This is a genomic window from Pseudomonas lini (assembly GCF_001042905.1).
Taxonomy (GTDB): Bacteria; Pseudomonadota; Gammaproteobacteria; order Pseudomonadales; family Pseudomonadaceae; genus Aquipseudomonas; species Aquipseudomonas lini.
This window is the reverse complement of sequence record NZ_JYLB01000011.1, coordinates 219,592-244,265: the sequence shown is the minus strand read 5'-3', so window position 1 is coordinate 244,265 and position 24,674 is coordinate 219,592. Positions and strand designations below refer to the sequence as shown.

Sequence of the window (24,674 nt, the reverse complement as noted above, 5' to 3'; positions counted from 1 at the left end):
TAAGCCTGGGATACGAAAACTGAAAAAGAGACGATCCCCGACGATGAAAAGGTGATGCTCTATGTTTTGGCACCTGTCAAATTCACGAAAAAAGGCGAACCTGACGCAGAAGCATTGCGTGCTCTGATACAACGCAAACGTACAGCCAGTTGGGCGAGTGTGGTCATTCCCGCTCCGGATCCAGGGATACCACAGTAGAAATGCTTGAAAACACATTCTCAAATGACGAAGCGGCCATCACGCCAGCGGATCTGGATCATCTGGAATCCGTCATTGGTAAGAAGCTACCGACGCCCTTTAGAAACCATTACCTCAAGTACAACGGCGGCGTACCGGAGCGGACCTATTGGGTCAGCGAAGATTTTGACGAGCCACTGGAAGTGGTTGCGTTCAAGCCGATTACCGGTGACGACTCCACACTGCTGTCCACCTACCAGTTGATGCTAAAAAAACAGGTACTTCCTGCACACCTCCTGCCTTTCGCGAACGACTGGGGTGGCAACTTCTTTTGCTTGAATCTTGATACGGAGGCCGTTAGTTATTTTACGACTGATAGCTTTGATAGCGACCTAAGCCCTGAAGAGAATCAGGCTCAATCCGAAAAACTGGTCTGCTCGAATTTCCTCCGGTTTGTTCAAGGGTTGATCGGTGAGGAAGATTTGGACGAGGAGTGAATGGGTCAACGCCGCTGTTTAAAAGCCTTGTAGGTAACGTCGTGAAAGCTACAACATCTTGCGTCGTTGCCTACGGCTACGCCAGAATCCGCCGGCTTGTGCGCTTTGGGGCCGGTCGGTAACTTCATTCGTGTCACTGATCGTCAGTGGTCGGGTTTAGTCGCCCGCTGGTAATTGAAGTTGTACAAGCGTCCGTCAGACAGGTATTTCCTACCTGCTTTTGATGGTAGCTGTGCGTAGGGCACCTTTGGGTGCGCCGGCTTCTTCAATTCCCCGGTCCGACTAACCTGCGTACAGCTGCCACCCCTTCGTTTAGTCGGCGAAGTGGTGTCAGCATCACTCAAGGAATTGAAGATCATGTTCAAGGTCACACCTAACCCACCGGACACCGATTCGGTCTCCCCATACGAAAGCCCTGATTCAAAAAAACTCAACGACGCCGCCGAGCGCGCCCTCGACCATCACTTCCCGCCAGCCGAACCAAAACCATCGAAACGCAACGGCCAACTCTTCAGCGTCTGCCCGGGCATCAACACTGAAGCCCTCCTCGCCAACGCCTCGGAAGACCTCTTGTCCATCAGCGCCATCGCCGCCGACCTCGCCGACGATGTGGACGGTTCACGCCGCTCCATAGTCTTGGCGCTCAGCCGCATGGCCGACGGGGTGCATTTGTTGGTGGAGCGAGCGCTGGATCACCTGAATGAGCCGGAAATAGCAGCGATTCTCGCCAGGAAACAAAGCCGAGTCGGCTGATCCGCCAGACAGAAAAAATGGGCACCCAACCTCGTTGGCGTGCCCATTTTTTATCCCGCTAACCCGCTATGCGGGAAGTCGGTGCGTGTTACGGATTAACGCTGTCCTTCAACGATTTGCCCGGCTTGAACGCAACAGTGTTGCTGGCCTTGATTTTGACTGGCTCACCGGTCTGCGGGTTTTTGCCGGTACGGGCACCGCGATGGCGTTGCAGGAATGTCCCGAAGCCCACCAGCGTGACGCTGTCTTTGCGGTGCAGAGCGCCGGTGATTTCTTCGAGAACGGCGTTGAGAACGCGGTTGGCCTGTTCTTTGGTGAGGTCTGCTTTTTCCGCAATTGCAGCGGCGAGTTCTGGTTTACGCATTAGTGAAGCCCCTTTGACGGTTTTTTGTTGTTATGTCCGTGCTGTTCTCGTTGGAACAGCGCCTAAGGCGCCGCAGGTGCTCTACTCTGCGGCAGACGGGAGTGAGAATGGCACGCGCTTCAGAGCGGCGCCAGTCTCCCCGCGACCTTTGTGGGAGCAAAAGCGGGGTGATTCCGACAGAACGACCGCTATTTACGCCAGCAAGGCCGGAAGCTCTTTGTTCAGGGCGAGTTTTTCCATCACCGCTGCGCCTGTCAGGGCATAGCCCAGCAATTTGCCGGCGCTGTCACGGCACAACACTTTGATGTCCGCGCCCTGCCCTTCGACCGTCCAGACGCCCTCCGCGCCCCGCGGCGGCGGCGAAACCACCAATGGGCAGACCGGGGTTTTCACGGTGATTGGCATCGGGCCATAACTCACTGCTGTAGGGTTGCCGGCGAGGGTTTGGGCCAGCGCTCTCGCACAGCTCATGAGGGGCATGACGTACAACAGATTCAGCCCATCGACCTCGGCGCAGTCGCCCAAGGCATAAATGTTGGCGTGAGAAGTTTTCAGATGACGGTCGACCACTACGCCACGGTTGACCTGCAGCCCGGCAGCGGCCGCCAGGTCGATGCGCGGACGCAGACCAATGGCCGACACCACCACATCGCACAGGATGACCTGGCCATCGGACAGATGCGCTTCCAGGCCATCAGCCACTCGTTGCAGGCGATTGAGCACCGGCCCGAGATGGAAGCGCGCGCCCAGGCTTTCCAGGCCGGCCTGGACCGCAGCGGCCGCCGCTGGGTGCAGCAAGGTCGGCATGACCTGTTCGCACGGTGCAACCAGTTGCACCTCGTAACCACCGAGGATGAGATCGTTGGCGAATTCGCAGCCGATCAAACCGGCGCCCAGCAACAATACTCGATGCTTGCCGGCCGCGGCCGCGCGAAAGCGTGCATAGTCTTCAAGATCATTGATCGGGAAAACGGCATCCGCCGCGTCGCCTTCGATCGGCACCCGCACGGTTTCCGCGCCCCACGCCAGGATCAGGTCACGGTAGATCACCGCTTCCTCACCAATCCACAGGCGTTTATGGCCTGGATCGATACCGCTGATACGCGTGTGGGTGCGCACTTCGGCTTTCAATTGCTCGGCCATGGCGCCCGGTTCGGCCATGCTCAGGCCGTCGGCGTCTTTATTCTTGCCGAAGCCGGTGGAGAGCATCGGCTTGGAGTAGGAGCGTCCGTCATCTGCGGTAATCAGCAGCAGCGGAGTTTCGCCATCGAGTTTGCGAAACTCCCGGGCCAGGTTGTAGCCAGCCAGCCCAGTGCCGACGATCACGACAGGTGCGTTCATTCCCTTACTCCTTGGATTCTTAGTTGATTTCGATCATTTCGAAATCCATCTTGCCCACGCCGCAGTCCGGGCACAGCCAATCTTCCGGCACGTCCTGCCACAGCGTGCCCGCCGCAATACCGTCGTCCGGCCAGCCCTCGGCCTCGTTATAAATCAGGCCGCAGACCACACATTGCCACTTTTTCATTCAGTTACTTCCTCAGGATTCAGGCTTTTGCCGGCGCGAACGGTCGATCGGTGAAGCGTTGCCGTCCGGCTCAGGGCGTTTTGTACTGATCGGACCCGGCAGATGCAAGCCTGTTCGGCGTAACGGCAGGCCGGTCAATCAAAATCGGCGCCTGACATGGTAAGCTCGCCGCCTCATTTGCTGCCAATAATGACTCACTGTGCCGCACTCAAAATCCCCCTCCGCGACACCGGTCTGGCTTCCCCGAAGCCAACTGACGCCCCTCCCCGATACGTCTACGCTCGATTGGCTGTTCGATGAAGGGTCGCTGACCCGACGCTTGATCCGCCTGTCGAATGATGGCTTCAGCGTCACGCCGCTGTTCGAAGGCTGGCAATCGTTGCGCGCCGACGAATGTGCTGCGCTGGAGCTGGCCGAAGGCAGTGAAGGCTGGGTGCGCGAGGTGTATTTGCGCGGCCACGGAGAAGCCTGGGTGTTTGCCCGCAGCGTGGCGGCGCGTAGTGCGTTGCAGGGCGACGGACTGCATATGGATGAATTGGGCAGCCGCTCTCTGGGCGAATTGCTGTTTTGCGATCAGGCGTTTCAGCGCCGGGCCATAGAGGTTTGTCACTATCCTCAAGCATGGTTACCGGTGGACGCTCAGGCGTCTGAACTGTGGGGCCGGCGCTCGCGTTTCGACCGCGGCGCCTTGAGCGTGCTGGTGGCCGAGATTTTCCTGCCGACCTTGTGGAGCGCCACCCGCGCCCATCCGGAGAATTGCTGATGTACCAGAGCCTGCTCAAGTCCCTGAACCGTTTGAACCCTCGGGCCTGGGATTTTATTCAGCTGACTCGCATGGACAAGCCGATCGGCATTTATTTGCTGCTGTGGCCGACGCTGTGGGCACTCTGGATTGCCGGTGAAGGTTCGCCTTCATTGGCCAATATCGTGATTTTCGTGCTCGGGGTGGTGCTGACCCGTGCCGGCGGTTGTGTGATCAACGATTGGGCAGACCGTAAGGTCGATGGCCACGTGAAACGCACCGAACAGCGGCCACTGGTGAGCGGCAAGATCAGCTCGAAAGAAGCCCTGGTGTTCTTCGCGGCGCTGATGGGCGTGAGTTTCCTGCTGGTGCTGTGTACTAACGCGTCGACGGTGTGGCTGTCGCTTGGCGGCTTGGCCCTGGCGTTCAGTTACCCGTTCATGAAGCGCTATACCTATTACCCGCAAGTGGTGCTGGGCGCAGCGTTCTCCTGGGGCATGCCGATGGCGTTCACCGCCGAAACCGGTGAACTGCCGGCGGCGGCCTGGTTGCTGTGGATCGCCAACCTGTTGTGGACCGTGGGCTACGACACCTATTACGCCATGACCGACCGTGATGACGACCTGAAAATCGGGGTGAAATCCACAGCGATTCTGTTTGGCGACGCCGATAGAGTGATCATTCTGACCCTGCAAGGATTGGCATTGGGGTGCCTGCTGCTGGCGGGTTCGAAATTCCAGCTCGGCGGCTGGTTCCACCTCGGGTTACTGGCGGCGGCGGGTTGTTTTGCGTGGGAGTTCTGGTACACCCGCAGCAAGGACCGGATGCGCTGCTTTCAGGCGTTTTTGCATAACCATTGGGCGGGGTTGGCGATTTTTGTCGGGATTGTGCTGGATTACGCGTTGCGCTGAAGCGACTGAGCCTTCGCGGGCAAAAGCCTCGCTCCTACTGGAACGAGGCTGTGGTTCCTGAACTCGCTTACTTCTTCGGTCCGGTATTGGTGATGACGTGCCAGACATCTTTCATGCCGTCACCCTTCATCTCTCCAGGTTTTTCGTCCTTCATAAACGTATATAGCGGCTTACCGTCATAAGCCCATTGCATCGTGCCATCATCCCGTTTAATTGGCGTAAATTTGCCTTCGGCCTTGGCGCCTGCCGGGGCCATCATCGGTGGCCAGTTCTTGGCACAATCATCGTTACACATCGACTTGCCGCCGGTGTCCTTGTCGAACGTGTAAACGGTCATACCCTTGTGGTCGACCATCATGTCGCCTTTCATCATCGCCGGTTCGGCGGCGAAAGCCATCGTCGGAAAAATCAAGGCAGTGGCCAACATCAGGGTTTTGAAGGAAAACGAGTGCGATGTCATGGAAACCTTCCTCTTGTGGTTGTCAGGATTCGGACTTAAAGCTTAGTTCAGGATCCCGCCAATCACAGGACAGCTAAAATACTGTCACACGACTGCAATAATTCCGTTATCTAATGCGGCGCAAGACAGTTAAATGACAAGAGGATTAACGCATGGTTGGCAGGAGCATTCTGATCGTTGACGACGAAGCGCCCATTCGCGAAATGATCGCCGTTGCGTTGGAAATGGCCGGCTATGACTGCCTGGAGGCAGAGAATTCGCAGCAGGCCCATGCCATTATCGTCGACCGTAAACCGGACCTGATTTTGCTCGACTGGATGCTGCCCGGCACTTCCGGCATCGAGCTGGCCCGCCGCCTCAAACGCGATGAGCTGACTGGGGATATCCCGATCATCATGCTCACCGCCAAGGGCGAAGAGGACAACAAGATCCAGGGCCTGGAAGTCGGCGCTGATGACTACATCACCAAACCATTTTCCCCGCGAGAGCTGGTGGCGCGCCTGAAAGCCGTGCTGCGCCGCGCCGGCCCGACTGATGGCGAGTCGCCAATCGAAGTCGGCGGCCTGCTGCTGGACCCGATCAGCCACCGCGTGACCATCGACGGCAAACCCGCCGAGATGGGCCCGACCGAATACCGCCTGCTGCAGTTTTTCATGACCCACCAGGAACGTGCCTATACCCGCGGCCAGTTGCTGGATCAGGTCTGGGGCGGCAATGTCTATGTCGAAGAACGCACCGTCGATGTACACATCCGGCGCCTGCGCAAAGCCCTCGGCGATGCCTATGAAAATCTGGTACAAACCGTGCGCGGCACCGGCTACCGGTTTTCCACCAAGGCCTGAGCCGACCGCCAGACTCGCTGACAAGGACGCATTTTTTCGTGAACCAAAACTGGCATGGCACCCTGATTCGCCACATGCTGTTGCTGGTCACCGCCTGCCTGGTGATCGGCCTGATTTCCGGCTACTACGGCTGGAGCCTCGCCGTGGGCCTGGGCCTTTATCTGGCCTGGACCCTCAAGCAACTGCTGCGCCTGCACGAATGGCTGCGCCTGCACAAACCCGATGAAGCACCACCCGATGGCTATGGCCTGTGGGGCGAAGTGTTCGACAGCATCTACCACTTGCAACGCCGCGACCAACGGGTGCGCGGGCGCCTGCAAGCGGTGATCGACCGGGTCCAGGAATCCACCGCGGCGCTGAAAGACGCGGTGATCATGCTCGACAGCGATGGCGACCTGGAATGGTGGAACCGTGCCGCCGAAACCCTGCTTGGTCTCAAGACCCCTCAGGACAGCGGCCAGCCCGTGACCAACCTGGTGCGCCATCCGCGCTTCAAGGAATACTTCGAACAGGACAGCTACGCCGAGCCGTTGGAAATTCCTTCACCAATCAATGATCGCCTGCGCATTCAGCTGTACATCACCCGCTATGGCAACAACGAACACTTGATGCTGGTGCGCGACGTGACGCGTATCCATCAGCTGGAACAGATGCGCAAAGACTTCATCGCCAATGTGTCCCACGAACTGCGCACGCCGCTGACGGTGATCTGCGGCTACCTGGAGACCCTGCTCGACAACGTCGAGGAAGTGAACCCGCGCTGGACCCGTGCGCTGCAGCAGATGCAGCAGCAAGGCGGGCGCATGCAGACCTTGCTTAACGATTTGCTGCTGCTGGCCAAACTGGAAGCCACCGATTACCCGTCGGACAATCAACCGGTGTCCATTGACAGCCTGCTGCAATCGATCAAGGGCGACGCTCAGCAACTGTCGGGCCAAAAAAACCAGCACATCAGCCTGGAAGCCGATCCGACGATCCTGCTCAAGGGCAGCGAAGCCGAATTGCGTAGCGCGTTCTCCAACCTGGTGTTCAACGCAGTGAAATACACCCCGGCAGAAGGCAATATCCGAATTCGCTGGTGGGGTGACGATCAAGGCGCGCATTTGAGCGTGCAGGATTCGGGTATCGGCATCGACAGCAAACACTTGCCGCGCCTGACTGAACGCTTCTACCGCGTCGACTCCAGCCGCAACTCCAATACCGGCGGCACCGGGCTGGGACTGGCCATCGTCAAGCATGTGTTGCTGCGCCACCGGGCACGTATGGAAATCAGCAGTGTGCCGGGGCACGGCAGCACGTTTACCTGCCATTTTGCGCCAGCCCAGGTGACCAAATCCCGGGTTATCAGCACCGCCGATTGATACCGGCCAGCACTCGCCACTAGGCAAGCCAAGAGTCAGCCGCTACATTGGCTGACTTGTGCCTGCCTTTCAGGCGCACTTTTTTCTTTCCTTTCGAATACACGGAACCCGCAAAACCCCATCATGGACCCTTCCCCTGGCTTGACCCTCGCGACACTCTTCGCCGATTTCGGCATGATTCTTTTTGCTCTGATCCTGGTTTTGCTCAACGGCTTTTTCGTTGCGGCGGAATTTGCCATGGTCAAACTGCGCTCGACCCGGGTCGAAGCCATCGCTGAACAACACGGCTGGCGCGGACATATCCTGCGCACCGTGCACAGTCAGCTCGATGCTTACCTCTCGGCCTGCCAATTGGGCATTACCCTCGCCTCGTTGGGCCTGGGTTGGGTGGGTGAGCCGGCGTTTGCGCATATTCTCGAGCCGGTACTCGAAGCGGTCGGTGTACAGTCGGCCGAAGTGGTCAAAGGCGTGTCGTTCTTCACGGCGTTCTTCATCATTTCGTACCTGCACATCGTGGTCGGCGAACTGGCCCCGAAATCCTGGGCCATCCGCAAACCCGAGCTGCTGTCGCTCTGGACAGCCGTGCCGCTGTACCTGTTCTACTGGGCCATGTACCCGGCCATCTACCTGCTCAACGCCAGCGCCAACCAGATCCTGCGGATCGCCGGCCAGGGTGAACCCGGCCCGCATCACGAGCACCATTACAGCCGTGAAGAACTGAAACTGATCCTGCACTCCAGCCGTGGTCAGGACCCGAGCGACCAAGGCATGCGCGTTTTGGCCTCGGCGGTGGAGATGGGCGAGCTGGAAGTGGTCGACTGGGCCAACTCCCGGGAAGACCTGGTGACGCTGGAGTTCAACGCGCCACTCAAGGAAATTCTGGCGATGTTCCGTCGCCACAAGTTCAGCCGCTACCCGGTGTATGACAGCGAGCGTCAGGAGTTCGTCGGCCTGCTGCACATCAAGGATTTGCTGCTGGAACTGGCCGCACTGGATCACATTCCCGAGTCGTTCAACCTCGCCGAACTGACCCGCCCGCTGGAGCGCGTGTCTCGCCACATGCCGCTGTCGCAGTTGCTGGAACAGTTCCGCAAGGGCGGTTCGCATTTCGCCGTGGTCGAGGAAGCCGACGGCAACATCATCGGCTACCTGACCATGGAAGACGTGCTGGAAGTGCTGGTGGGCGACATTCAGGACGAACACCGCAAGGCCGAACGCGGGATCCTCGCGTATCAGCCGGGCAAACTGCTGGTGCGGGGCGATACACCGCTGTTCAAGGTCGAACGCCTGCTGGGCATCGATCTGGACCACATCGAAGCCGAAACCCTCGCCGGTCTGGTCTATGAAACCTTGAAACGGGTGCCGGAAGAGGAAGAAGTGCTGGAAGTAGAAGGTTTGCGGATCATCATCAAGAAGATGAAAGGGCCGAAGATCATTTTGGCCAAGGTGTTGATGCTCGATTAATGCGCTGATCCAGATCCGCGTCGACCCCTTCGCGGGCAAGCCCGCTCCCACAAGGACTTGCGCAGGACCTGTGGGAGTGGGCTTGCCCGCGATGGCGTTGGGTCAGGCACCCATTACTTCTTGCCCAACGCAAAGTTGGGCAACGCGCCTACCGGTTGATTGAACTGGTACGGAATCGATACCAACCCCAACCCGGTATTGCGCTGCACCACGAAGTGCAAGTGCGGGCCGCTGCTGTTGCCGGTATTGCCCGACAGCGCCAGCGCACTGCCCACCACCACTCGCTGACCTTCCCGTACGCTGACTGAGCCTTTCTTGAGGTGCAGGTACACGCCCATCGTTCCGTCATCGTGCAATACCCGCACGAAATTGCCTGACGGATCGTTGCCGCGCCCGGTCTGGCCATTCTCGGTTTTCACCACCATTCCGCCGCGCGCCGCGATGATCGGCGTGCCTTCGGGCATGGCGATGTCCATCGCATAACGGTTCTTCGGCCCGTAGTGGCTGTATTGGCCATTGGCGCCTTGGCTCAGCCGAAACGGCCCGCCACGCCAGGGCAACGGATATCGATACGCCATGGCGGCCCCTGCGGGGTCGCCCAGGGAATATTCGAACCTTGGAGTATAGACCAGCGGCCTTCCGGCCTTCGTCGCCTTGAGCAGCGCCAGGCGAAGGTTACTGCGCGCTGGCATAACCCGACGGATCGGTCGGCTCGGCGCGCCGCTGACGTTATTCAGCCCGGCAAAACTCAGCTCGATCTCGACCGGCGCATACAGGTCGTTGCGCACGAACACGCTGTCCATGCCCCTCTGTTTCTTGATATCGAGGTACACCTGCCGTTCAAGCCGCTCGACCATCCGGTCCCGAAAAACGAACACCTTCGCGCCTTTGGTGGGGCGGTCGCTGTAAGAGACCACGCCACTGGCGTCGGTGGACCGGTAAATCGTCATGGCCACAGCCGAGGTGGAGGCCATGAACAGACCACAGAAAAACAGCAGGCGCGCGAGCATGGGCAAGATTCTGTCGAGTAAGGCCTGGAAAGGAGCCTAGCAGCTGAAATGGACCAGCGTAGTCGACAGATGTTTCAAATGATCATTCCCACGCTCTGCGTGGGAATGCAGCAAGGGACGCTCTGCGTCCCATCCGAAGCGGACACGGAGCATCCGGGGAGGCATTCCCACGCAGAGCGTGGGAACGATCAGCGGTACACGTTACGCGCCCGGTACGAAATGCTTCTGTGCGGTGCCACGGGCGATCAGGCGGGAGATGTAGTCGAGCTTCTGCGCATCCTGGTCGACAAAGCGGAAAGTCAGTTGCAGCCAGTCGCTGTCAGGTTTCGGCTCGTAGGCAACGATGGCGTGCAGGTAGCCGTTGAGGCGGGCGATTTCAGCGTTCTCGCCCTGCTCCAGGTCGAGCACGGCGCTGTCGAGGACTTGCGGCAGAGTGTCAGTGCGCTTCACCACCAGCAGTGCTTCCTTGATGCTCAAGGCCTTGATCACGCATTGCTGGGTGCCACTCGGCAGGCGCAGTTGGCCTTGACCGCGCCCGCTGGCAGGCGCGGAAGCAGCGACCGGTGCCTTGACCGGCGGAGTGTTGAGCAAGCCGCGAGACGGTGCGGCAGCCGGGGCTGGTGCGACGACAGCAGCCTTGCCACCGGTCAACGCGCTCAGGGAATCGTTGCCGAATGCCGAGTTCATTTTGGTCGGCGCACCGCTCATCAGGGCGTCAAGTTTGCCGACCTTGTTCAGCGCCTGTTTGACCTTGGTCAGCAGTTGCTCGTTGGTGAACGGCTTGCTGACGTAGCCGGAAACTCCGGCCTGAATCGCCTGGACGACGTTCTCTTTGTCGCCACGGCTGGTGACCATCACGAACGGCATGGTCTTGAGGTTGTCCTGCTCGCGGCACCAGGTCAGCAGTTCCAGACCGGACATCTCCGGCATTTCCCAGTCGCACAGAACCAGGTCGAACGCTTCTTTGGCCAGCATGGCCTGGGCCTTTTTGCCGTTGACTGCATCTTCGGTCCGGATCCCGGGGAAGTAGTTACGCAGGCACTTCTTTACCAGGTCACGAATGAACGCCGCATCGTCCACGACCAACACACTAATCTTGCTCATCCAACACCCCTTTAAAAATCCCGGCAAGCATAACGCTGGCTGATGGCACTTTGCCAAAACTCTTCAGTCACGCCGGGACTTTTCGTTCGCGGGTGCTGCTTTTCAATTCTTCAATTCGAAGCCACGCAAACAAAAACGCCCGGCCAAAGGGCCGGGCGCTTTCCTAGGGGCAGTCTTACTTATCGTCAGCTTTGCCCGGAACATTAGCGGTTTCGGCACTTGTGCCTTCAACTTCTTCCTTCATGCGCTTGAGGCCCAAGTGACGCACGTCGGTGCCGCGCACCAGGTAAATCACCAGTTCCGAGATATTGCGCGCGTGGTCGCCGATCCGCTCCAGGGAACGCAGCACCCAGATAATGCTCAAGACCCGCGAGATAGAGCGCGGGTCTTCCATCATGTAGGTGGCAAGTTCACGTAGCGCGGTCTTGTATTCGCGGTCGATGATCTTGTCGTACTGCGCCACCGACAACGCCAGGTCGGCGTCGAAGCGGGCAAACGCGTCCAAAGCATCGCGAACCATGTTGCGCACCTGGTCACCAATGTGGCGAACTTCCACGTAACCGCGTGGGGCTTCGCCTTCTTCGCACAACTGAATGGCACGACGGGCGATTTTGGTGGCTTCGTCGCCGATACGCTCCAGGTCGATCACCGACTTGGATATGCTGATGATCAAACGCAAGTCCGACGCCGCCGGCTGACGACGGGCCAGAATGCGCAGGCATTCTTCGTCGATGTTGCGTTCCATCTGGTTGATCTGGTCGTCGATCTCGCGAACCTGCTGGGCCAGGCCGGAGTCGGCCTCGATCAGCGCGGTGACCGCGTCGTTGACCTGCTTTTCCACCAGCCCGCCCATGGCCAGGAGGTGGCTGCGCACTTCCTCGAGCTCAGCGTTGAACTGCGCGGAGATGTGATGGGTAAGGCCTTCTTTACTAATCATGTTGGCGTCCTTGGAGCGTCCGGTAAGGTGCGGTGGACCGCAGCGTCAGTTCAGTGAGCAACAACAGCTTCCTAGCCGTAGCGACCAGTGATGTAGTCTTCGGTCTGCTTCTTCGCCGGATTGGTGAACAGGGTATCGGTGTCGCCGAATTCCACCAGTTTGCCCATGTACATGAACGCCGTGTAGTCGGAAACCCGCGCGGCCTGTTGCATGTTGTGGGTCACGATAACAATGGTGAACTTGGATTTCAGTTCGTAGATCAGCTCTTCGACTTTCAGCGTCGAGATCGGGTCGAGCGCCGAGCATGGCTCATCGAGCAGCAGGACTTCCGGCTCCACGGCGATGGTGCGGGCAATCACCAGACGTTGCTGCTGACCACCGGACAGGCCGAGCGCCGACTCGTGCAAACGGTCTTTGACTTCCTCCCACAGGGCCGCGCCTTTCAATGCCCACTCGACCGCTTCGTCCAACACACGCTTCTTGTTGATGCCCTGAATGCGCAGGCCGTAGACCACGTTCTCGTAGATGGTTTTCGGGAACGGGTTGGGCTTCTGGAACACCATCCCGACGCGACGACGCAGCTCAGCCACGTCCTCGCCCTTACGGTAGATGTTGTTGCCGTAGAGGTTGATCGCGCCGTCGACGCGGCAACCGTCCACCAAGTCGTTCATGCGGTTGAAGGTGCGCAGCAGCGTGGACTTGCCGCAGCCGGACGGGCCGATGAAGGCGGTCACGCGCTGTTTCGGGATGTTCATGCTGACGTCGAACAGCGCTTGTTTGTCGCCGTAGAACAGGCTCAGGCCCGGCACTTCGATGGCCACGGTTTCTTGCTCGAGGCTCAGGCTCTGTTTGTCGCGGCCCAGGGCCGACATGTTGATACCGTGAGTGTGTGCTTCGTGCTGCATGGGAGGCTCCCTGTGCTAACAAATTCGGTTCAGTGAGCCGCTGGCCTCACAAGATTGGGCCAGCGGTGTCGCCGTTCTGTAGGAGCGAGGCTTGCCCGCGAAGGCGTCCTTGAAATCGCCTTCGCCGGCAAGCCTGGCTCCTACAGGGAGCGGCAGTAATCAGCTATCCAATGCTTTGTATTTTTCGCGCAGATGGTTACGGATATAAACGGCCGACAAGTTGAGCGTGGCAATCACCAGCACCAGCAGCAATGCAGTGGCATACACCAGCGGCCGCGCGGCTTCGACGTTCGGGCTCTGGAAGCCGACGTCATAAATGTGGAAGCCCAAGTGCATGATCTTCTGGTCCAGGTGCAAGTACGGGTAGTTGCCATCCAGCGGCAACGACGGCGCCAGTTTCACCACGCCCACCAGCATCAGCGGCGCCACTTCACCGGCGGCACGGGCCACGGCGAGGATCATCCCGGTCATCATCGCCGGGCTGGCCATCGGCAGCACGATCTTCCACAAGGTTTCTGCCTTGGTTGCGCCAAGGGCCAACGAGCCTTCACGCACGGTGCGAGGAATCCGCGCCAGGCCTTCTTCAGTGGCCACGATTACCACCGGCACCGCCAGCAGCGCCAGGGTCAGCGAGGCCCAGAGCAGGCCCGGCGTACCGAAGGTCGGTGCCGGCAGTGCTTCAGGGAAGAACAACCGGTCGACCGAACCGCCGAGCACGTAGACGAAGAAGCCCAGACCAAACACACCGTAAACAATGGCCGGAACACCCGCCAGGTTGTTCACCGCGATGCGAATCAGCCGCGTCATCGGTCCTTGCCGTGCATATTCACGCAGGTAAACCGCCGCCAGCACGCCGAACGGCGTCACGATCATCGCCATGATCAGAGTCATCATCACGGTGCCGAAAATCGCCGGGAAAATCCCGCCTTCGGTGTTGGCTTCACGCGGGTCATCACTGAGGAATTCCCAGACCTTGCTGAAGTAGAAGCCGATCTTGGTGAAGGTGCCCATGGCGTTCGGCTGGTAGGCGTGAACCACTTTACCGATGCCGATTTCGACTTCTTTGCCGTTCGCGTCGCGAGCGGTCAGGCTGTCGCGGTTGAACTGCGCGTGCAGATCATTCAGACGCGCTTCGATTTCCTGATAACGGGCATTCAACTCGGCGCGTTCGGACTCCAGGTCCGCTTGTGCGGCAGCGTCGAGACGGCCGGCCAGTTCCAGTTTGCGACCGTGCAGACGCACACGTTCCAGACCTGCGTTGATCGCGCCGATGTCGACCTTTTCCAGGGTCTTGAGCTGCGCGGCGAGCTGGTTGACGCGATCGACACGCGCCTGCAACTCAGGCCATGCGGCCTCGCCTTCAGCAATGACCTTGCCATCCTGTTTGACGTTGACCAGGTAGCCGTAGAAGTTGCCCCACTCACGACGCTCGATAGCCATCAGCTCGGGTGGAGTCGTTTGGTTAGTTAGCCACTCGCCGACAATCCACGTGAAGTCAGTGCCGTTCAGATCACGGTTGCCGACCTTGATCAACTCGCGGGTCATGAACTCCGGGCCCTGATCGGGCACCGGCAGGCCAGCGCTTTTCAGGCGCTCGCGTGGCACTTCTTCCTTCTGCACCACTTCGCCGACAACGAGGTGGTTGGCCTGGCCCGGCACGTCGTAACTGGCGTGCACCAGGTCCGCTGGCCAGAAGTGGCCCAGGCCGCGCACGGCAATCACCGTCAGCAGGCCAATGGTCATGATGACCGCAATGGACACCGCGCCACCGCTGATCCAGACGCCGGGGGCGCCGCTCTTGAACCATCCATTCAGGGAGTTCTGTTTCACAGACTTCTACCTTTCTTAAAGCGACGAGTATTTCTTGCGCAGACGCTGACGAATCAGTTCCGCGAGGGTGTTCATGACGAAGGTGAACAACAGCAGCACCAGCGCCGAGAGGAACAGCACGCGGTAGTGGCTGCCGCCGACTTCCGATTCGGGCATTTCCACTGCGACGTTGGCCGCCAGGGTGCGCAGGCCTTCGAACAGGTTCATTTCCATGACCGGGGTGTTACCGGTGGCCATCAGCACGATCATGGTTTCGCCGACCGCGCGGCCCATGCCGATCATCAGCGCCGAGAAGATGCCCGGGCTGGCGGTGAGGATCACCACGCGCGTCATGGTCTGCCACGGTGTGGCACCGAGGGCCAGGGAGCCCAGAGTCAGGCCGCGAGGCACGCTGAACACGGCGTCTTCGGCGATCGAGTAGATGTTCGGAATGACCGCGAAGCCCATGGCCAGACCGACTACCAGAGCGTTGCGCTGGTCGTAGGTAATCCCTAAGTCGTGGGAGATCCACATGCGCATGTCGCCGCCGAAGAACCAGGTTTCCATGTACGGGCTCATGTACAGCGACAGCCAGCCCACAAACAGAATCACCGGGATCAGGATCGCGCTTTCCCAGCCGTCCGGCACCCGCAGGCGCAGCGATTCAGGCAGGCGACTGAAGGTGAAACCGGCGACCAGGATGCCAATTGGCATCAACAGCAGCAGACTGAAAATCCCCGGCAAATGCCCTTCCACGTACGGCGCAAGGAACAGGCCGGCGAAGAAGCCGAGGATCACCGTCGGCATCGCTTCCATCAGCTCGATCACCGGTTTGACCTTGCGACGCATGCCTGGAGCCATGAAGTACGCGGTGTAGATCGCCGCGGCAACGGCCAGTGGCGCAGCCAGCAGCATCGCGTAGAACGCGGCTTTCAGGGTACCGAAGGTCAGCGGCGAGAGGCTCAGCTTGGGTTCGAAATCGGTATTGGCGGCGGTCGATTGCCAGACGTATTTAGGCTCGTCGTAGTTCTCGTACCAGACCTTGCTCCACAACGCGCTCCACGAGACTTCCGGGTGCGGGTTGTCGAGTAGCAACGGTTGCAGCTTGCCGCCCTGCTCCACGATCACGCGGTTGGCCCGTGGCGACAGGCCGAAAAGGCCTTGGCCGTCGACCACCTGGTCCACCAGCAAAGTGCGGTGAGCGGTGCTGTGGAACACGCCGAGTTTGCCGGAAGCGTCGAGGGCAACGAAGCCTTTGCGACGTTCTTCGGCGGTGATCTCCACGATCGGCGTAGTGCCCATCTGGAAGGTACGGATCTGCTTGAAGCGTTGTTCGCCATCCGGGTCGCGAGCCATGAACCACTGGGCGAGGCCGCCCTTGGAGTCACCGACGATCAGCGAGATGCCGCCCAGCAATTGAGTGCTGGCAGTCACTTCGGCATCGCCATTTTCAAGCAATTTATAGCGACCGTTGAGGCTCTTGTCGCGCAGGCTGAAAACGTCGGCCTGAGCACGGCCGTTGACCACGTACAGCCACTGCTGACGCGGGTCGACGAAGATGTTTTTCACCGGCTCGGTCATTTGCGGCAGGTCAATGCGCTTCTGCTCATTGGTGACTTCGCCGGTCATCATGTTTTCTTCGCTGGTCAGCGACACGACATGCAGCTGCGCACCGGTGGAACCGGCCAGCAGCAGGGTCGAATCAGTGGCGTTGAGGCTGACGTGCTCTAGAGCACCGCCCGCCTCGTTCAGCGCGATGGGTGTTTCGCCGTAGGGGTATTCAACGGCCGGCGAGATGGTTTTCTTGCCATCCGGGTAGCTGACTTTATACGTGTGACGGAACACCAGCGCCTGACCGTTGGACAAACCCACCGCCACCAATGGCTGGCCAGGTTGATCTTCACCGATGGAGGTCACGCTGGTGCCGGCTGGAATCGGCAGGTCGACGCGGCGCAGTTCGGCGCCAGTGTCGATATCAAAGAACAGTGCCTGGCCCTTGTCGGAAACCCGCATGGCGACCTGGTTCTGCTCTTCGAGGGAGATCATCAGCGGCTTGCCGGCGTCTTGCATCCAGGCAGGCATGATGGCGTCTTTGGCGGTCAGGTCGGCACCCTGGAACAGCGGCGCGACGACGTAACCGAGGAAGAAAAAGATCAGGGTGATCGCGCCAAGAACGGCGAGGCCGCCGACGAGGACATACCAGCGGGTCAGCCGATCTTTCAGCGCACGAATACGGCGCTTGCGGTGCAGCTCAGGCGTATTGAAGTCAATTCGCTTGGGGGGATTTGTAGTCATGGTGGAGTTGGCCAGATCATTCATTCGCACACCCTAGCGATCCTGTATGACAGAAAGATGACAATGCAGTGACGCAACAAATCCGCCGCCGGTGGGAACTGGCAGTGGATCGGAAATTTGGGGGCCGGTATTTACCGGCATTGTAGGAGCGAGGCTTGCCCGCGAAGGGGTCGTTACATTCAACATCAATGTTGACTGACCCACCGCTTTCGCGGGCAAGCCTCGCTCCTACACAGGTCCGGGGTTTAGCCCGGACCTAGGGTTTTACTTTTTTACTACGTTGTTGCCTTCTTGCAGACCCAGGTCAGCCAGTGCTTTTGCAGCAACCTTGGCTGGCAGCGGGATGTAGCCGTCTTTCACAACCACTTCCTGACCCTGTTTGGACAGAATCAGCTTCACGAACTCGGCTTCCAGCGGGGCCAGAGGCTTGTTCGGGGCCTTGTTGACGTATACGTAGAGGAAACGCGACAGCGGATACTTGCCGTTCAGGGCGTTTTCTTCGGTGTCTTCAACGAACTCGGTGCTGCCTTTCTTGGCCAGGGCTACGGTTTTCACGCTGGCGGTCTTGTAGCCGATGCCCGAGTAACCAACGCCGTTCAGCGAGGAGCTGATCGATTGCACAACCGAAGCCGAACCTGGTTGTTCGTTGACGTTTGGCTTGAAGTCGCCTTTGCACAGGGCTTCTTCTTTGAAGTAGCCGTAAGTGCCGGATACCGAGTTACGACCGAACAGCTGAACCGGCTTGTTTGCCAGGTCGCCGGTCACACCCAGGTCGCCCCAGGTTTTCACGTCGGTTTTAGCGCCGCACAGACGCGTCGAGGAGAAGATCGCGTCGACCTGTTCCATGGTCAGGTGCTTGATCGGGTTGTCTTTGTGTACGAAGACAGCCAGGGCGTCCACGGCAACCGGAATAGCGGTTGGCTTGTAGCCGTATTTGGTTTCGAAGGCTTGCAGCTCGTTGTCCTTCATCTTGCGGCTCATCGGGCCCAGGTTAGCGGTGCCTTCAGTCAGCGCAGGTGGCGCGGTGGAAGAACCGGCAGCCTGAATCTGGATGTTTACGTTCGGGTATTCTTTTTTGTAGTTCTCAGCCCACAGGGTCATGAGGTTAGCCAGGGTATCGGAGCCGACGCTGGACAGGTTGCCCGACACACCAGTGGTCTTGGTGTAGCTCGGGATCGACGGGTCAACAGCGGCAACCGCGTTGGCAGTCGCAACGCCAGCAGCGACAAAAGTCATTGCCGCCATCAAACGCTTCAGTTTCATGCCTTACTCCTAGCAGATAGGTGTGTTAAGTCGGGGCCAAGTATCAGCAGGCCGTGTGAACACTCTATGGCTGAAATATGACAATTGGATGAAAGGCCAGCATCTAGCGATAGATCGTTCCCACGCTCTGCGTGGGAATGCATCTCGGGACGCTCTGCGTCCCATTCAAAAGCGGACGCAGAGCGTCCATGGCGGCATTCCCACGCAGAGCGTGGGAACGATCGGTTACAAGGTTAGCGCCCCTTCTTCCAGAGATACCCACCCACCAGAATCCCGACACCACAAATGATCGCCACATAATAGGCCGGCCCCATCGGGCTTTCCTTCAAGAGCAACGTCACGACCATCGGCGTCAGGCCACCGAAAATCGCGTAAGCCAGGTTGTAGGAAAACGACAACCCGCTGAACCGCACCACCGCCGGGAAGGCTTTGACCATCACATACGGCACCGCACCGATAGTGCCGACCAGCAGACCGGTCAGGGCATACATCGGGAACAGCCAGTCGGGATGGTTGAACAGGCTGTGATAGAACGTCCACGAACTGATCAGCAGCGCGGCGCTACCGAACACGAACACCCGGCCGGCGCCGAAGCGGTCAGCCAATACACCGGAGGCCACACAGCCCAGACTCAGGAATACGATGGCCAGGCTATTGGCCTGCAACGCGGTAGTCGGCGCGAAGTGATAGACGGTCTGCAGCACGGTCGGCGTCATGAGAATGACCACGATGATGCCGGCGGACAGCAGCCAGGTCAGCAGCATGGAAATCAAAATCGCACCGCGATGGTCACGTAACACCGCGCGCAGCGGCACTTCCTCGGCCAGGGCCTTGCGCAATTGCAGCTCGGCGAACACCGGGGTTTCGTGAAGCCAGCGGCGCAGGTAGACCGAGAACAGGCCAAATACACCGCCCAGCAGGAACGGGATCCGCCAGGCGTAATCCGCGACTTCAACCGGCGTGTAAATGCTATTGATCGCGGTGGCGACCAATGAGCCCAAAAGAATACCGGCGGTCAGACCGCAGGTCAGCGTGCCGCAGGCATAACCGATGTGCCGCTGTGGCACGTGTTCGGAAACGAATACCCAAGCCCCCGGCACTTCACCGCCAATCGCCGCGCCCTGGATCACCCGCATCAGCAGCAACAGGATCGGCGCCCACATACCAATCTGCGCATAAGTCGGCAGCAAGCCCATGATCAGGGTCGGCACTGCCATCATGAAAATGCTCAAGGTGAACATCTTCTTGCGCCCCAGCAGATCACCGAAGTGCGCCATGACGATGCCGCCCAGCGGCCGCGCCAGGTAGCCAGCGGCGAAGATGCCGAACGTCTGCATCAGGCGCAGCCACTCGGGCATGTCGGCAGGAAAGAACAGCTTGCCGACCACCGTGGCAAAGAACACAAAGATGATGAAGTCGTAAAACTCCAGCGCGCCGCCCAGGGCAGACAGCGATAACGTCTTATAGTCGTTGCGGGTCAGCGGACGTGCGGATTGGTTGGGCTGCGCGATGCTCGAGGGCGCTGTGGTCATGGCAAGGGCTTCTCTTATAGTCGGATCTGCAACCTCAACAACGCTGGCTGAGGCTTGGGCAGGTTCGGCACGATAGCAAATTGTTCGAAAAAGCACATAGAGGCGCGTATTTGACGGTCAAAATGAGAACCGGACGGTCGTCTCGGAGTCTACCGATCGATATACTCGCAACATTGCAACGGCTTGTAAGGGGTTGCTGTGCGAAACCGTCGTTGGCATCCGTCAGCCGATTTCGCAGAGTTTCCCTTTAGGCGCCTTACGAAAAACGTGACGAACGTAGTATGTTCGGGGCTGAATCGTTTTTCTTAGAGACGGCTATTCAACCTGAAGTACCAATGAAGAGTCACGGGTCAGAGGCACCCCCGGCATGATAGAGCTCGAACAAGAAGATCCAATCCCGCAAGGCGACTTGGCCCTGCAAATCACCGCGCTTCCACGCGAAACCAATGGCTTTGGCGATATTTTCGGCGGCTGGCTGGTGGCGCAGATGGATTTGGCTGGCACCGCAATGGCCAGCAAGGTTGCCGGTGGTCGCGTAGCCACCGTTGCGATCGATCGCATGGCGTTCCTGGTGCCGGTAGCGGTGGGTGCTCAACTCTCCTTCTATACCCAGGCCCTGGAAATCGGCCGCAGCTCGATTCAGATGATGGTCGAAGTCTGGAGCGACGATCCACTGTCCAGCGAATGGCGTAAAGTGACCGAAGCAGTCTTCGTGTTCGTCGCTATCGACGGCAGCGGCCGCACTCGCTCGGTTCCGCCTAGAGCTCGTTAAACCGGAGCCCGTAAAAAAAGTGGGCGTTAAACCCGGCGCCCGTTTTGCGGTCCATTGCAGTCCTGTTCCTGATCGAGAGTTGCCCCATGAGCACGCCCAACGTTGAAGCCGTGAAACTGGATGAACTGAACTGCTGGCGCATCCGCCACGGTCAGGCCGAATTGCTGGTGGCCCAGCAAGGCGCGCACATCCTCAGTTATCAATTGGCTGGCGAACCGCCGCTGATCTGGCTCAACGACGAGGCGGTATTCAAGACTGGCAAGAGTATCCGCGCCGGCGTGCCGGTGTGCTGGCCATGGTTCGGCAACCTGTCGCGCAACCCGCAGAGTGTCCAGGCCATGCGCGTCAGCCAGGAACCGCCGACCGCCCATGGTCTGGTGCGGGCGATGGACTGGGAACTGGGCGGCATCGAAACCGAAGGCGAAAGCCTGAAGGTGGAATTCGTCCTGCCCTACCCCGAAGGCGGTCTGCCGGGATGGCCGCATCAGGTGGACTTGAAACTGAGCATTCGTCTGGATGAGCAGTTGCATATCAGCCTGACGAGCGAAAACAAGGGCACCGAACACGTCACGATCAGCCAGGCATTGCACAGCTATTTTGCGGTCAGCGATGTGCGCCATGTGCACGTTGAAGGGCTGGATGGCTTGAGCTATATCGAAACCCTGGACGACTGGAAAACCGTCACCCAGACCGGTGATCTGCATTTTACCGGCGAGACCGACCGCATCTATCTCAATACCCCACCGAAGCTGAGCATTGTTGACCCACATTGGGAACGACGCATTGAACTGACCAGCAGCGGCTCGCGCTCGGCGGTGATCTGGAATCCCTGGATCGACCGCGCCGCGGCATTCAGCGACATGGCCGATGATGGCTGGCAGCGCATGCTGTGCATTGAAACGGCGAATGTGATGGGTGATGTGGTGACGCTGGCACCGGGGGCAAGTCATAGCCTCGGTGTGAGCATCGGTAGTAAACCGCTTTAAGATCAAAAGATCGCAGCCTGCGGCAGCTCCTACATAGATCGGCGTAGGAGCTGCCGCAGGCTGCGATCTTTTTTGCGGTATACGCGATTACAAATCCGACTCTTTGACCACCCGCACCTGCGCCGCGTCCAGCGCATACGCCGCGTCCGCCAGGTCGTTGTTGACCTTTTCGATCTTCAGCGTGCCGGTCACCCACAGCGGTGTGTAGATGTCATTCAGCTTCAAGCCTTTTGGATAACGCACCAGCACCAACTGGTTAGGTGGCGGTGGCGGCACGTGGATGCAAGCGCCCGGATACGGCACAAGGAAGAACAGCGTGCTGTGGCCTTTGGCGTCGGATTCCAGCGGTACCGGATAACCACCAATGCGGATGTGTTTGTCGTTCATCGACGGCACGGTTTTGGTCGAGTACATCACCGCCGGCAAGCCCTTGCTCTGCTTCATGCCACCTTTTTGGGTAAAGGTGCCGTTGGCTTCCGGGGAGTTGTGGTCGATTTCGGGCATAGCCTCAAGGGCTTTCTGGTCCGACTTGGGCATCAGTTCAAGCCAGTCGGTTTCCGGCAGTTCGCCGGCATGGGCCAAACCACTGCCCAGGAAGAGAAGAGTCAACAGAAGACGGCGCATGAACGTGCTCGGCAAAGGAAAGGACAATGTGACGATGGCAACGCCGAGCATTCTAGCCCTCTCCGGCGATGGCGCAGAGAGGGCTTTGTCACTTCAATCAGGTCCTTTTTTTGATCAGGCCGTAAATCACCAGCAATACCACCGCGCCCACCAGCGCACCGATGAAACCTGCGCCTTCGCCAGCGCGATAAATGCCCAGGGCCTGGCCGCCGTAAGTGGCCGCCAGCGAACCGCCGATACCGAGCAGGATGGTCATGATCCAACCCATGCTGTCATCGCCCGGTTTCACAAACCGAGCCAGCAGGCCGACGATCAAGCCGATAAAGATGGTTCCGATAATTCCCATGGCATTTCCCTCTGAATGATTGGATATGCCGAAAGCCTAGCCAGACTTTGGCATCCTGCCATCAGAGAGCGGCGTACCCTGAAGGTTCCGCCGCCGCCACATGAAACTATTCGGCGATGAGCGCTTCGACCTTGAGGATCTGCGCAGCCAACGTTTCACGGTCTGCACAGCGCAGACTGGCATGACCGACCTTGCGGCCGATCTTGAAGGCCTTGCCGTAGTGATGCAAATGGCAGTCGTCGATCGCGATCACTTTTTCTACTGGCGGCACCACACCAATGAAGTTGAGCATCGCGCTCTCGCCGACCTTGGCCGTCGAACCCAGCGGCAGACCGGCAACGGCCCGCAGGTGGTTTTCGAACTGGCTGCACTCGGCGCCTTCGGTGGTCCAGTGCCCGGAGTTGTGCACGCGCGGGGCGATTTCGTTGGCCTTGAGGCCGCCGTCGACTTCAAAGAACTCGAACGCCATCACGCCGACGTACTCCAGCTGCTTGAGCACCCGGCTGGAGTAATCTTCAGCCAACGCTTGCAGCGGGTGATCAGTGCTGGCCACGGACAGCTTGAGAATGCCGCTGTCGTGGGTGTTGTGAACCAGCGGATAGAACTTCGTTTCGCCATCGCGAGCACGCACGGCGATCAGCGAGACTTCACCAGTGAACGGCACGAAGCCTTCCAGCAGGCAGGCGACGCTGCCCAGTTCGGCGAAGGTGCCGACCACGTCTTCAGGCTTGCGCAGGACTTTCTGGCCCTTGCCGTCGTAACCCAAGGTACGGGTTTTCAGCACGGCCGGCAGACCGATGGACGCCACGGCGGCATCCAGATCGGCTTGCGACTGGATGTCGGCGAACGCGGGGGTCGGAATCCCCAGGTCCTTGAACATGCTCTTTTCGAACCAGCGATCGCGGGCGATGCGCAGTGCTTCAGCGCTCGGGTACACCGGGACGAATTGCGACAGGAATGCCACGGTTTCGGCCGGGACGCTTTCGAACTCGAAGGTCACCAGATCGACTTCATCGGCCAGTTGGCGCAGGTGATCCTGATCGCCGTAATCGGCCCGCAGGTGTTCGCCCAATGCGGCTGCGCAAGCATCCGGCGCCGGATCGAGGAAAGCGAAGTTCATGCCCAGCGGAGTGCCCGCCAGCGCCAACATGCGACCCAACTGGCCGCCACCGATTACACCGATTTTCATCGTCAACAACCTCAGGCGATGCGTGGGTCTGGATTGTCCAGGACGCTGTCTGTCTGCTCAGCGCGGAATTTCTTCAACACGGTATGAAATTGCGGATGCTTGGCGCCCAGGATGCTCGCCGAGAGCAGGGCTGCGTTGATCGCGCCAGCCTTGCCGATGGCCAGGGTGGCGACCGGAATGCCTGCTGGCATTTGCACGATAGACAGCAGCGAATCGACGCCCGAGAGCATCGACGACTGCACCGGCACGCCCAGCACTGGCAGGTGGGTCTTGGCCGCACACATGCCTGGCAGGTGGGCCGCGCCACCGGCACCGGCGATAATCACCTCGATGCCACGGGCCTCAGCCTCTTCGGCGTACTGGAACAGCAGGTCCGGGGTGCGGTGGGCAGAGACCACTTTCACCTCGTAAGGGATGCCGAGCTTTTCCAGCATATCGGCGGTGTGGCTAAGGGTGGACCAATCGGACTTGGAGCCCATGATCACGCCAACCAGTGCGCTCATCGTCGTGCCTCTTCTCTCTGGGCGCCCGCAGGCGCGTCAAAAAACAACAAGCCACGCAGAATGCGTGGCTTGATTGTACGAAAAATGGCCGGACGAACCGGCCGAAGGCCGCGCAGTATACCTCAATGAAGCAGATAAACAGCCCCCGATGCGACCATCTGTCATACGGCGCAAAGTGCCGGTTTTATTGACCTCAAGGTCAATCAAATCCACCACAAATCCCTGTGGGAGCTGGCTTGCCTGCGATGGCGTCAGCACATCAAACATTGATATTGAATATGCCGGCCCCTTCGCGGGCAA

25 protein-coding genes are annotated in these 24,674 nt (G+C 59.3%); 9 read left to right on the top strand and 16 right to left on the bottom strand.

The window, feature by feature from the left end:
• Positions 1–200 precede the first annotated feature (200 nt).
• Both TU81_RS26950 and TU81_RS26945 read left to right on the top strand, forming a co-directional pair.
• Positions 201–674 carry an SMI1/KNR4 family protein gene (locus TU81_RS26950; protein ID WP_048397464.1) on the top strand — a complete coding sequence of 158 codons (474 nt, stop codon included), beginning with the start codon at positions 201–203 and terminating at the stop codon, positions 672–674.
• Positions 675–1,031: 357 nt separating this feature from the next.
• Positions 1,032–1,427, top strand: a complete 396-nt coding sequence (locus tag TU81_RS26945; protein ID WP_048397463.1) for a DUF6124 family protein — start codon at positions 1,032–1,034, stop codon at positions 1,425–1,427.
• Positions 1,428–1,515: 88 nt separating this feature from the next.
• Here the strand turns inward: TU81_RS26945 and TU81_RS26940 are convergent, their stop codons facing one another.
• The 3 genes from TU81_RS26940 to TU81_RS26930 all read right to left on the bottom strand — a co-directional run bounded on the left by TU81_RS26940 (position 1,516) and on the right by TU81_RS26930 (position 3,319).
• The gene (locus tag TU81_RS26940; RefSeq protein ID WP_003213368.1) at positions 1,516–1,791 is read right to left on the bottom strand and encodes an HU family DNA-binding protein; all 276 of its coding nucleotides are present in this window, start codon (positions 1,789–1,791) and stop codon (positions 1,516–1,518) included.
• 192 nt (positions 1,792–1,983) lie between these two features.
• Positions 1,984–3,132 carry an NAD(P)/FAD-dependent oxidoreductase gene (locus TU81_RS26935; RefSeq protein ID WP_048397458.1) on the bottom strand — a complete coding sequence of 383 codons (1,149 nt, stop codon included), beginning with the start codon at positions 3,130–3,132 and terminating at the stop codon, positions 1,984–1,986.
• 19 nt (positions 3,133–3,151) lie between these two features.
• Positions 3,152–3,319 carry a rubredoxin gene (locus TU81_RS26930; RefSeq protein WP_010465298.1) on the bottom strand — a complete coding sequence of 56 codons (168 nt, stop codon included), beginning with the start codon at positions 3,317–3,319 and terminating at the stop codon, positions 3,152–3,154.
• 199 nt (positions 3,320–3,518) lie between these two features.
• Here TU81_RS26930 and TU81_RS26925 point away from each other — a divergent pair, with 199 nt between their 5' ends.
• Positions 3,519–4,082, top strand: a complete 564-nt coding sequence (locus TU81_RS26925) for a chorismate--pyruvate lyase family protein (protein ID WP_038980600.1) — start codon at positions 3,519–3,521, stop codon at positions 4,080–4,082.
• Entirely contained in the window at positions 4,082–4,972 is an 891-nt protein-coding gene (ubiA, locus tag TU81_RS26920) for a 4-hydroxybenzoate octaprenyltransferase (protein ID WP_048397455.1), read from the top strand. Before TU81_RS26925 ends, ubiA begins: the two co-directional genes overlap by 1 nt.
• A 67-nt stretch (positions 4,973–5,039) precedes the next feature.
• On the opposite strand, the gene TU81_RS26915 is transcribed toward ubiA, so the two are convergent.
• Complete coding sequence (locus tag TU81_RS26915) at positions 5,040–5,432, bottom strand: COG4315 family predicted lipoprotein (protein ID WP_038980597.1); 393 nt, start codon at positions 5,430–5,432, stop codon at positions 5,040–5,042.
• 152 nt (positions 5,433–5,584) lie between these two features.
• Here TU81_RS26915 and phoB point away from each other — a divergent pair, with 152 nt between their 5' ends.
• From phoB to TU81_RS26900, 3 genes are all read left to right on the top strand, one after another.
• Entirely contained in the window at positions 5,585–6,274 is a 690-nt protein-coding gene (phoB, locus tag TU81_RS26910; protein ID WP_008007735.1) for a phosphate regulon transcriptional regulator PhoB, read from the top strand.
• 74 nt (positions 6,275–6,348) lie between these two features.
• Positions 6,349–7,635, top strand: a complete 1,287-nt coding sequence (gene phoR, locus TU81_RS26905; protein WP_231983821.1) for a phosphate regulon sensor histidine kinase PhoR — start codon at positions 6,349–6,351, stop codon at positions 7,633–7,635.
• Positions 7,636–7,758: 123 nt separating this feature from the next.
• Positions 7,759–9,099 (top strand): hemolysin family protein, encoded by a 1,341-nt coding sequence (locus TU81_RS26900; protein ID WP_048397453.1) that lies wholly within the window; start codon positions 7,759–7,761, stop codon positions 9,097–9,099.
• A gap of 113 nt (positions 9,100–9,212) precedes the next feature.
• Here the strand turns inward: TU81_RS26900 and TU81_RS26895 are convergent, their stop codons facing one another.
• The 8 genes from TU81_RS26895 to TU81_RS26860 all read right to left on the bottom strand — a co-directional run bounded on the left by TU81_RS26895 (position 9,213) and on the right by TU81_RS26860 (position 19,954).
• A complete protein-coding gene (locus TU81_RS26895) occupies positions 9,213–10,109 on the bottom strand; it encodes a peptidoglycan DD-metalloendopeptidase family protein (RefSeq protein WP_038980590.1) in 897 nt (298 codons plus the stop codon).
• Between the two features lie 201 nt (positions 10,110–10,310).
• Complete coding sequence (locus TU81_RS26890) at positions 10,311–11,213, bottom strand: response regulator (RefSeq protein ID WP_038980587.1); 903 nt, start codon at positions 11,211–11,213, stop codon at positions 10,311–10,313.
• 175 nt (positions 11,214–11,388) lie between these two features.
• Positions 11,389–12,150, bottom strand: a complete 762-nt coding sequence (gene phoU, locus TU81_RS26885; protein WP_007896483.1) for a phosphate signaling complex protein PhoU — start codon at positions 12,148–12,150, stop codon at positions 11,389–11,391.
• Between the two features lie 71 nt (positions 12,151–12,221).
• Positions 12,222–13,055 carry a phosphate ABC transporter ATP-binding protein PstB gene (gene pstB / locus TU81_RS26880; RefSeq protein ID WP_038980585.1) on the bottom strand — a complete coding sequence of 278 codons (834 nt, stop codon included), beginning with the start codon at positions 13,053–13,055 and terminating at the stop codon, positions 12,222–12,224.
• A gap of 159 nt (positions 13,056–13,214) precedes the next feature.
• Complete coding sequence (gene pstA / locus TU81_RS26875) at positions 13,215–14,885, bottom strand: phosphate ABC transporter permease PstA (RefSeq protein WP_048397451.1); 1,671 nt, start codon at positions 14,883–14,885, stop codon at positions 13,215–13,217.
• Positions 14,886–14,900: 15 nt separating this feature from the next.
• Positions 14,901–16,934, bottom strand: coding sequence for an ABC transporter permease subunit (locus TU81_RS26870; protein ID WP_173667535.1), 2,034 nt, complete (start codon positions 16,932–16,934; stop codon positions 14,901–14,903).
• A gap of 489 nt (positions 16,935–17,423) precedes the next feature.
• Positions 17,424–18,422: a phosphate ABC transporter substrate-binding protein PstS gene (locus tag TU81_RS26865; RefSeq protein WP_038980578.1), complete on the bottom strand. Its 999-nt coding sequence runs from the start codon at positions 18,420–18,422 to the stop codon at positions 17,424–17,426.
• A 233-nt stretch (positions 18,423–18,655) separates the two neighbouring features.
• Entirely contained in the window at positions 18,656–19,954 is a 1,299-nt protein-coding gene (locus TU81_RS26860; RefSeq protein WP_038980576.1) for an MFS transporter, read from the bottom strand.
• A 367-nt stretch (positions 19,955–20,321) separates the two neighbouring features.
• On the opposite strand from TU81_RS26860, the gene TU81_RS26855 reads away from it, so the two are divergent.
• Together TU81_RS26855 and TU81_RS26850 are read left to right on the top strand one after the other, a co-directional pair.
• On the top strand, positions 20,322–20,726 hold the full coding sequence (locus TU81_RS26855) for an acyl-CoA thioesterase (protein ID WP_007896491.1): 405 nt from the start codon (positions 20,322–20,324) through the stop codon (positions 20,724–20,726).
• 86 nt (positions 20,727–20,812) lie between these two features.
• Positions 20,813–21,712 (top strand): D-hexose-6-phosphate mutarotase, encoded by a 900-nt coding sequence (locus TU81_RS26850; protein ID WP_048397450.1) that lies wholly within the window; start codon positions 20,813–20,815, stop codon positions 21,710–21,712.
• An 87-nt stretch (positions 21,713–21,799) separates the two neighbouring features.
• Here TU81_RS26850 and TU81_RS26845 read toward each other — a convergent pair whose 3' ends face one another.
• The 4 genes from TU81_RS26845 to purE all read right to left on the bottom strand — a co-directional run bounded on the left by TU81_RS26845 (position 21,800) and on the right by purE (position 24,374).
• On the bottom strand, positions 21,800–22,336 hold the full coding sequence (locus TU81_RS26845) for a DUF3299 domain-containing protein (protein WP_038983567.1): 537 nt from the start codon (positions 22,334–22,336) through the stop codon (positions 21,800–21,802).
• 97 nt (positions 22,337–22,433) lie between these two features.
• Entirely contained in the window at positions 22,434–22,682 is a 249-nt protein-coding gene (locus tag TU81_RS26840) for a GlsB/YeaQ/YmgE family stress response membrane protein (RefSeq protein ID WP_048397449.1), read from the bottom strand.
• Between the two features lie 106 nt (positions 22,683–22,788).
• Positions 22,789–23,871, bottom strand: coding sequence for a 5-(carboxyamino)imidazole ribonucleotide synthase (locus tag TU81_RS26835; RefSeq protein WP_038980572.1), 1,083 nt, complete (start codon positions 23,869–23,871; stop codon positions 22,789–22,791).
• 11 nt (positions 23,872–23,882) lie between these two features.
• Positions 23,883–24,374 (bottom strand): 5-(carboxyamino)imidazole ribonucleotide mutase, encoded by a 492-nt coding sequence (gene purE, locus TU81_RS26830; protein WP_003196369.1) that lies wholly within the window; start codon positions 24,372–24,374, stop codon positions 23,883–23,885.
• Between the last annotated feature and the right edge of the window lie 300 nt (positions 24,375–24,674).